This is a genomic window from Methylobacterium sp. WL12 (assembly GCF_008039475.1).
GTDB lineage: Bacteria > Pseudomonadota > Alphaproteobacteria > Rhizobiales > Beijerinckiaceae > Methylobacterium > Methylobacterium cerastii.
The window spans coordinates 50,464-59,795 of the sequence record NZ_VRUW01000001.1; the positions used below are offsets into that span (position 1 = coordinate 50,464).

The window sequence follows — 9,332 nt, forward strand, 5'->3', positions numbered from 1 at the left end:
CCTCCTGCGCATCAAACAGCAAGGGCGGCCGCAGCTTGCGGCGCGGCCGCCCTTGTCGTCAGCCCTCGCGAACGAAGATCATGGTCGAGAGCGGCGGCAGGGTCAGGCTCAGGGAATGCGCCTGGCCATGGCTCTGCGTCGCGTCGGCCTCACGGCCGCCCATGTTGCCCACGTTCGAGCCGCCGTAGATGCCGGCATCCGAGTTGAACGCCTCGCGGTAGTAACCCGCCGCCGGCACGCCGACGCGGTAGTTCTCGCGCGGCACCGGGGTGAAGTTCGAGACGACGAGAGCGATCTGGCCGGCCTCGCGGCCCTTGCGCGCCCAGGCGATGACGCTGTTGTCCTGGTCGTCCGCCACCAGCCATTGGAAGCCCGCGGCCTCGGTGTCGCGGCTGTGGAGCGCCGGCGTCGAGACGTAGAGGTGGTTGAGGTCGCGGATCACGTCCTTCACGCCGGCGTGGGCCGGGTCGTCGAGCAGGTGCCAGTCGAGCGACTGGTTGTGGTTCCACTCACGCTCCTGGCCGAACTCGCCGCCCATGAAGAGCAGCTTCTTGCCCGGGTGTCCCCACATGAAGCCGAAATACGCGCGCAGGTTCGCGAACTTCTGCCACCGGTCGCCGGGCATCTTACCGAGCAGCGAGCCCTTCCCGTGCACGACCTCGTCGTGGGACAGCGGCAGGATGAAGTTCTCGGAGAAGGCGTAGAGCAGCCCGAAGGTCAAGTCGTGGTGGTGGTAGCGCCGGTGGATCGGATCGGTCGAGACGAAGTTCAGGGTGTCGTGCATCCACCCCATGTTCCACTTGAAGCCGAAGCCGAGCCCCCCGGTATAGGTCGGGTGCGAGACGCCGGGCCAAGAGGTGGATTCCTCGGCGACCGTGATGGTGCCGGGGGCGTGGCTGTAGGTCGCCTCGTTGGTCTTGCGCAGGAACTCGATCGCATCGAGGTTCTCGTTGCCGCCGTACTGGTTCGGAATCCACTCGCCCTGGCGGCGCGAGTAGTCGAGGTAGAGCATCGAGGCGACGGCATCCACACGCAGGCCGTCGAGGTGGTAGTGCTCGAGCCAGAACCGGGCGTTGGCGGCGAGGAACGTCGCCACCTCGGCGCGGCCGAAATTGTAAATGTAGGTGCCCCAATCCTGGTGGAAGCCCTGGCGCGGGTCGGCGTGCTCGTAGAGGTGCGTGCCGTCGAACTGGCCGAGCCCATGCGCATCGAGCGGGAAGTGGCCGGGCACCCAGTCGAGCATCACGCCGATGCCGGCCGCGTGCGCCGCGTTCACGAACGCCGCGAAGTCGTCCGGGGTGCCGTGGCGGCTCGTCGGCGCGAACAGCGACACCGGTTGGTAGCCCCACGACCCGTCGAACGGGAACTCCGTGATCGGCAGCATCTCGATATGGGTGAAGCCCATCTCCTTGACGTAGGGGATCAGCCGCTCGCCCAACTCCTTGTAGGTGAGGTAGCGGTTGCCCTCGCCGGGCACCCGCGCCCACGAGCCGAGGTGGACCTCGTAGATCGAGATCGGCGCATGCCGCGGGTCCTTCTCGCCACGCGTCTCCATCCAGGCCTTGTCGTGCCAGGCGGGCTCGCTCGTGCCCTGCAGCACGGAGGCGGTCTGCGGCGGGTGCTGGGCGGCGAAGGCGACCGGGTCGGCCTTCAGCGGCAGCAGCGACCCGTCGGGGCCGCGGATCTCGAACTTGTAGTTCTGGCCGGCCTTGAGCCCCGGAACGAACAGCTCCCAGAGGCCGCCGTTCTGCCAGAGGCGCATCGGATGGCGGCGCCCGTCCCACTCGTTGAAATCGCCGACGACGCTCACGCGCTTGGCGTTCGGGGCCCAGACCGCGAAGCGGAAGCCGTCGATGCCGTCGAGGCAGCCGAGCTGCGCGCCGAGGATCTTGTAGACGAGGTTGGTGCCAACCTCGCGGAGGGTGTCGACGTCGTGCTGCTCCAGCGACGAACCGAAGCCGTAGGGGTCGTGCCGGCGGCGCTTGGCTCCATCCCAGGTCTCGACCTCGATCTCGTAGAGCGGCCGGCCCTGGCTCTCGACCTTCGCGACCCAGAACCCTTCCGGGTGGCGCCGCTCGAACGGCACCGCGTCGCCGCCGACGATCAACGCAGCGGACTTGGCCTCCGGCAGCACGGCACGAACCTCCCAGGTGCTGGGTCCGGCCTGGTGCGGACCGAGCACGCTGAAGGCGTCGCCATGGTTGGCGGCCATCACCGCCGCGATCGCATCGGGATGGACGCCGTGCGCCGCCCCCGCCGGCGCGGAGCCGGACGAGGGGACATTCGAGACCTGGTTCGTGTCCGACGGGTCGGAGCGGGTCGCGAAGGTCTGGTCGATGGCCGTCATTCAGGTGCCTCTCTCGGGTGACCGGGGCCGCGCCCGAATGGGTCGGGCGAGGGCCTCAAGTCCGTCAGTCTCCGCACGGGCCGGGGAGGCCGTTTTCGCCTCGGCGGCCCGCGCCTTGGATCAGGACGCCTTGGCGTCCTCCAGAATGGTCAGAACCCCACGGGCGGGGATTTCGATCCAGTCCGGGCGGTTGTTCGCCTCGTAATCAACCTCGTAGAGCGCCTTCGTCAGGAGGCAGAGGCGCAACAGACGGTCCTGCGTCGCCGGGTCGGTCACGGCGGCGCGGCTCTCGGAGACGGCGTTTCCGTATCCTTCGAGGAACGCCGCATCGATCATGCCACGCCAGGCGAGGGCCGCGTTGCGCGCGCGTTCCTCGGAATCGGCGAAGCGGCCGGCGATCTCGCGGGTCACCGTCTCGGCGCCGTAGGCGAACGAGCGCAGCATCCCGGCGACGTCCCGCAGCGGCGTCGACTTCGCCCGGCGCTCGTCGGCCGGCCGCGAGGGCTCGCCCTCGAAGTCGACCAGTACGAGGTCGCCGCTCGATACCAGCACCTGTCCGAGGTGGTAGTCGCCGTGGATGCGGGTCTTGAACGCACCCTTCGGCGGATCGCGCGTCAGCGACGCGATCAGCGCGTCGACCTCGGCCCGGCGCTCGGCCAGAGCCGCGCTCGCCGGGCGTCCGGCGTCGAGCCCGCGCTCGGCGATGCCCTTGAGCCCGCGGAAAGCGCGGTCGGCCTGATGCTTCGCGTCGGCGCCGAGCACCGCCAGGTCGTCGGCCGTGAACGGCTCGGCGGCGAAGGCCGCGTCCGCTGTCTCGATCGCGAAGGCGTTGTGCATCTCGGCGGTGCGGCGCCCGAGGAGTTCGGCCCAGCGCAGGTGGTCGTGGAACGCGTCCTCCGGCGTCGGCGCCTCGCTCTCGGGAGCCAGCACCACGGTCTCGAAGTCGCGGCGCAGGCCCTCGAGCATCACCGTCCAGGCGTCGCCCTGGTTCAGGACGAAGCTCTGCAGCACGGCGAGCGCCGTGCGGGTGCCGTCCTCGGCGACGTGCTCCAGGGTGCCGAGCAGCGCCGGCGTGTTCGGAAACTTCGCCTCCTCGGTGAGGAAGCGCCCGACCTCGACCTCGGGATGGGTCCCCGGCTGCAGGCGGCGCAGCAGCTTGAGCATCATCTTCGCGCCGATGGCGATCGAGGTGTTGCTTTGCTCGGCCGACAGCCGGCGCACGTCGGCGGCCTCGAACGGCACGTTGTGGTCGAACGCCGAAGTCGAGGAGAGGACGAGCTTGCCGCCCTCGGTCGGGATCTCGCGGCCGTCGCGCATGCCTTCGGCGAGGCAGATCGCGAAGTCGGGCGAGGCCGCAGCCCCGTAAAGCAAGCCGGTGCGTGGACCGCGGCGCACGCGCGCCACGGCGAATTCGAGCAGCGTCTCGTCCTCGCGGCCCTCGTCGACGCCGACGGGCACGAAGTATTGCTGCCGCTCGCCGTTGGAGAGCTGCACGTCGATGCGCGGCAGCAGGAAGCGGGCTTCGCCGCCGGCCTCCTTCACGGTGGCGCAGTCGACGACCTTCACGCTCTTGATCCGCGAGCCCTTGGCGCCGAACCAGCGACGGCTGGCGATGAAGGGCGGGATCACGGTGCGCTCGAAGGCGACGCGCTCGCGGCCGGCCATCAGGCTCTCGATGCCGCCGGTGAGCACGAGCGTGAACAGCTCGGGCGCCTCCTTCATCGGCCCGACCGTGCCGGTGTTCGCAGACGACAGCGAGAACCAGTAGAAACCGTAGGACGGCAGGGTGAGCAGGTAGGGCAGCTCGCCGATCGGCGGGAATTCGCTGCCGCCGGTGAGCTCGATCGGCACCGCGCTGCGCAGCTCCGACAGGTCGAGCTGCACCGCCTGCGGCGCGCGCGACAGGTTGGCGACGCAGAGCACGCGCTCGCCCTCGAACTCGCGGATCCAGGCCAGCACCTTGCGGTTGCTAGGATACAGGAACTGCATCGAGCCGCGGCCCAACGCCGTGCTGTTGTTGCGGATGGCGATCATCCGCCGCGTCCAGTTCAGCAAGCTGGTCTGCGACTGCGTCTGCGCCTCGACGTTCAGGGCGTCGAAGCCGTAGATCGGGTCCTGGATCGCCGGCAGGAACAGGCGCTGCGGGTTGGCCCGCGAGAAGCCGCCGTTGCGGTCGGGCGACCATTGCATCGGCGTGCGCACGCCGTCGCGGTCGCCGAGATAGATGTTGTCGCCCATACCGATCTCGTCGCCGTAGTACAGCACCGGCGTTCCGGGCATGGACAGGACGAGGGACTTCATCAGCTCGATCTTGCGCCGGTCGTTCTCGAGCAGCGGCGCGAGGCGGCGGCGGATGCCGAGGTTGATGCGGGCGCGGCGCTCGGCGGCGTAGAACGACCAGAGGTAATCACGCTCCTCCGCGGTCACCATCTCGAGCGTCAGCTCGTCGTGGTTTCGCAGGAAGATCGCCCATTGGCACCCTTCCGGGATCTCGGGCGTCTGGCGCATGATGTCGGTGATCGGGTGCCGGTCCTCCCGGGCGATCGCCATGTACATCCGCGGCATCAGCGGGAAGTGGAACGCCATGTGGCATTCGTCGCCGTCGCCGAAATACTGCGCGGTCTCCTCCGGCCACTGGTTAGCCTCGGCCAGCAGCATCCGGTCGGGATAGCTCGCGTCGAGCGCCGCGCGGATCGCCTTGATGACCGTGTGGGTCTCGGGAAGGTTCTCGCAGTTCGTGCCGTCGCGCTCGATCAGGTAGGGGATCGCGTCCAGGCGCAGGCCGTCGACGCCCATGTCGAGCCAGTAGCGCATCGTCTCGATGACGGCTTCCAGCACCTTCGGGTTGTCGAAGTTCAGGTCCGGCTGGTGACTGTAGAACCGGTGCCAGAAGTACTGCTTGGCGACCGGGTCCCAGGTCCAGTTCGAGGTCTCGGTGTCGAGGAAGATGATCCGCGTGTCGGAATATGGCGTGTCGGTGTCCGACCAGACGTAGAAGTCGCGCTCCGGCGACCCGGCCGGCGCCTCGCGGGCGCGCTGGAACCACGGGTGCTGGTCCGAGGTGTGGTTGATGACGAGCTCGGTGATCACCCGCAGGCCGCGCTCGTGCGCGGCTTCCACGAAGCGGCGGAAGTCCGCCATCGTCCCGTAGGACGGGTTGACCTCCTCGTAGTCGGCGATGTCGTAGCCGTCGTCCCGCAACGGGGACGGGTAGAACGGCATCAGCCAGATGGCGGTGACGCCGAGGTCTCGGACATAGTCCAGCCGCTGGGTGAGGCCCTCGAAATCACCGATCCCGTCATTGTTCGAGTCGAAGAACGACTTGACGTGGATCTGGTAGATGATGGCGTCACGGTACCATTGCGGATCGCTGCGATCGATCATCGCGTCGTTGCCTCGCACGTCGGATTCAGGGGCTTGTCGGGCCGGTCCCGCACGACGAGGTCGTCACGTGATCGGTGTGCAGCTGTCTAACCGCAGGATGGTGGCGACAGCGCGACCGACCGGGCCGATCGCGCGCCGTTTCTGGTTACACGGGCGGCTTCAGCCCGCAACCCGCTTCGGACGGCTGAGGCGCCAGATCACGCAGGACCGCTCGACCGGATCGAGGGCGATGCGGTGGGACTTGCCGCGCAACTCGAACGTGTATCCGTCGAGCAGGTCCTCGACCGCCACCGCCCCGCCGTCATCCTCGCCGAGCAGCCAGAGCGGCACCTCGTAGGTGCATTCCTGGCGGTTCTTCGGGTCGAGGTTGACCATCACGAACACGCAGTTGTCGCGATTGGGCGTGGTCTTGGCGTAGGCGATGATCTCGTCGTTGTAGGCGCCGGTGAAGACGACGTTGCGGAAGTCCCAGAGCGCGGGGTTCTCGCGACGGATCTGGTTGAGCTTGACGATGTGCTCGCGGATGTTGCCGGGGCGGTCGTAGTCCCAGGCCTTCAGCTCGTACTTCTCGGAGTTGAGGTATTCCTCCTTGCCGGGATACGGCGCGGCCTCGCACAGCTCGAAGCCGTTGTAGATGCCGTAGACCGACGACAGCGTCGCAGCCAGCGTCGCGCGCACGACGAAGCCCGCCTGCCCGCTGGTCTGGAGGTAGTGCGGGTTGATGTCCGGCGTGTTGGCGAAGAAGTTCGGGCGGTAGTACTCGCCCATCTCGCCGGCGAGCTCCATCGCGTAGGACGTCAGCTCTGCCTTGGTGTTGCGCCAAGTGAAGTAGGTGTAGCTCTGCTGGTAGCCGGCTTTGGCGAGCTTCTTCATCATCTTCGGCCGGGTGAAGGCCTCCGCGAGGAAGAGCGCGTCGGGGTAGCGGCCGTTCACCTCGGCGATCACCCATTCCCAGAACGGGATCGGCTTGGTGTGCGGGTTGTCGACGCGGAAGATGCGCACGCCGCGCGAGCACCAGCCGAGCAGGATGTTGCGCAGCTCGATCCACAGCGACGGCAGCGCGCCGCCGTAGAAGTGGACGTTCGAGATGTCCTCATACTTTTTCGGCGGGTTCTCGGCGAACTTCAGCGTCCCGTCCGGGCGCCACTCGAACCATTCGGGATGGTTCTTGATCCAGGGGTGGTCGGGCGAGCACTGGATCGCGAAGTCGAGGGCGACCTCCATACCGTGGGCGTGACTCGCCGCGACGAGGCGTTCGAAGTCGGCGAGCGTGCCGAGATCGGGGTGGACCGCTTCGTGGCCGCCCTCCTCGGTGCCGACCGCGTAGACCGAGCCGACGTCCCCCGGCAGCGCCTTCAGGGTGTTGTTCTTGCCCTTGCGGTTGGTGCGCCCGACCGGATGGATCGGGGTGAAGTACAGCACGTCGAAGCCGAGCTCGCGGATCTCCGGCAGGCGGCCGATCACGTCGTCGAAGGTGCCGTGGCGGTTCACGTCCATCGATTGCGAGCGCGGAAAGATCTCGTACCAGGCCGAGAACCGGGCCGCGAGACGGTCGGCGATCACCTGCGCGACGACGGGATAGCGCGAGGCGTTCACCCGCTCGGCGTTGCGGCGCACGAGGCTGGCAGAATCCGGGACGAGGATGCGGTCGAGCTGGGCGGCGGAGCCGGTCTCCTCGGCGCCGAGCGCGGCGACGAGCGCGTGCAGCCGCTCCTTGTCGCGTCCCTCGGCGAGGTCGGCGGCAGTCTGGACCAGGGTAACGCCCTCGATGGTCTCGAGGCGCACGTCCACTCCGGCGTCACGCTTCTTCAGGGTGTCGCGCATCCACGAGGAGAAGCCGTCGCGCCAGCCCTCGATGGTGAACTCGTAGCGGGCGTTCTTCTCCAGCGGGAAATGCCCGGCCCAGCGGTCGTTGTCGACGAACACCATCGGGTCGCGCCGCCACTCGGTCGCGCCGACGACGCGGGAGAGGATCGCGGCGTTCAGGATCTCGTGCCCGTCCGAGAAGATGTCGGCCTCGACCACGAAGCTCTCGCCGACGACGCGCTTGACCGGGGAGCGGCCGCCGTCGAGTTCCGGCGCTACCGCCTCGATCACGACGCGGCCCGTGCCGTCCGGCGTGCCGCGGCTCGGCAGCTTCGTCACCACAGCGGCCTCGGCGCTGATGATCCGCAGCTCGCCGGGCGCCAGGTCGATGGCGCTGCCGGGATGGAAGGCGATCGGCTCGGCCTCGGGGGTGCGATCGACGAACGGCCCGAGCATGCCGCCGGTGCGGGTGATCAGCGCGCCGGCATCGACCGGCACGGGCTTGTCGGTCGGGTTGAAGATCAGGATCACGGCGTGCCGCGCGGAGGCCGGGTGCCCGGTGTCGTAGCGGGCGAGCGCGACGAAGTCCGCATCCGGCGACGAGATGTGCGCCTGCGCGCCCTCGACGTTCGCGGCGGGAAGCTCGGCGCGGAGCGCGTTGATCGCGGTGACGTAGGCCGAGATGTCGATTCCGGTGTCTGACTCGCGGTCGGCCGGCGTGGTGTCGACGACGTGGACCGGGCGGCGATAGCCCCACTCGTAACCGATCGGCATCAGCACGCCAGCCGAGTAGAATGCGGCCAGCGCGTAACGGCTGCGCAGCTGCGCGGCGACGACGTCTGCCGCGCCCGTCACCTTGGCCGCCAGACGCGGCATGTCGTGGTTCTCGGGGAACGCGATCGAGGGGGCGATGACGCGCAGGCGCTCGTACTGCTCCAACGCCCAGGGCTTCTTCAGGTCCCACCACGCGAACGAGTTGAACAGGTAGTCGAAGCCCGCCCCGGCCGTGGCCCTCGCCTCCTCGAAGGTGCAGCCCAGCGTCTCGGCGGCAAAGAGGCAGCCGGCCTCGCGTGCCTTGGACTGGCCGATCAGGGCGCGCCAGGTCTCCGGCGGGACCTTGTAGGCGGCGTCGCAGCGGAAGCCGGCGACGCCGAGGCCCTGGAGGTGGGCGATGTAGGCGTCCCAGATCCGGGTCAGCTCGTTGCGCGGACCTTCGGAATGGTAGTCGAGCTCGGCCAAGTCGCCCCAGACGGTGCGGATCGTCGGGTCGTCGGGATCGACCGCCGCCGGGCTCGCGATCGAGCCGTCGGCCTCCTTGACGAACAAGTCCGGCCGCTCGCGGGCGAGGCGTCCGTCGTTGGCGGTGTGGTTGATGACGAGATCGGTCATCACCGACAGGCCGGCCGCCTCGGCCGCGGCGCAGAAGCGCCGGATCTGCGCGTCGTCGTCGGTGCCGTCGTCGTCGCGGAAGCGGTCGTCGAGGCGCTCCGGGTCGGCGACCGCGTAGAGGCTGCCCGACCCGCCGGTGGCGTGGAACGGGTTGAGGTAGACCCAATCGAAGCCGAGCTCCGCGATCCGCGGCAGCTCCGCCGTCCAATCCGACACCCGCCCGACGAGGAGCGGGAACAGGTTGTAGATCCGCGGCCCCAGGACGCGCGCTCCCGAGCCCCCCGTCGCGAGGCCGGCCGGCGGCGAGACGGGGGCCGCCCCGTCCGCTGCGGCTTTCCTCGATGCGGTTGTCGGTGCGTTCATGCTGGCCTCGAAAATATGGGATGGCGTCATCGGCTAACGCCCG

3 protein-coding genes are annotated in these 9,332 nt (G+C 68.7%); all 3 read right to left on the reverse strand.

The genetic code is table 11. The annotated features are described in order from the left end of the window. Window positions 1–58: 58 nt before the first annotated feature. Window positions 59–2,347 carry a 1,4-alpha-glucan branching protein GlgB gene (glgB, locus tag FV226_RS00235; protein ID WP_147761328.1) on the reverse strand — a complete coding sequence of 763 codons (2,289 nt, stop codon included), beginning with the start codon at window positions 2,345–2,347 and terminating at the stop codon, window positions 59–61. A gap of 120 nt (window positions 2,348–2,467) precedes the next feature. Continuing rightward, the gene (treS, locus tag FV226_RS00240) at window positions 2,468–5,731 is read right to left on the reverse strand and encodes a maltose alpha-D-glucosyltransferase (protein WP_147761329.1); all 3,264 of its coding nucleotides are present in this window, start codon (window positions 5,729–5,731) and stop codon (window positions 2,468–2,470) included. Window positions 5,732–5,890: 159 nt separating this feature from the next. Beyond that, window positions 5,891–9,289, reverse strand: a complete 3,399-nt coding sequence (locus tag FV226_RS00245) for a maltotransferase domain-containing protein (protein ID WP_147761330.1) — start codon at window positions 9,287–9,289, stop codon at window positions 5,891–5,893. Window positions 9,290–9,332: the final 43 nt, after the last annotated feature.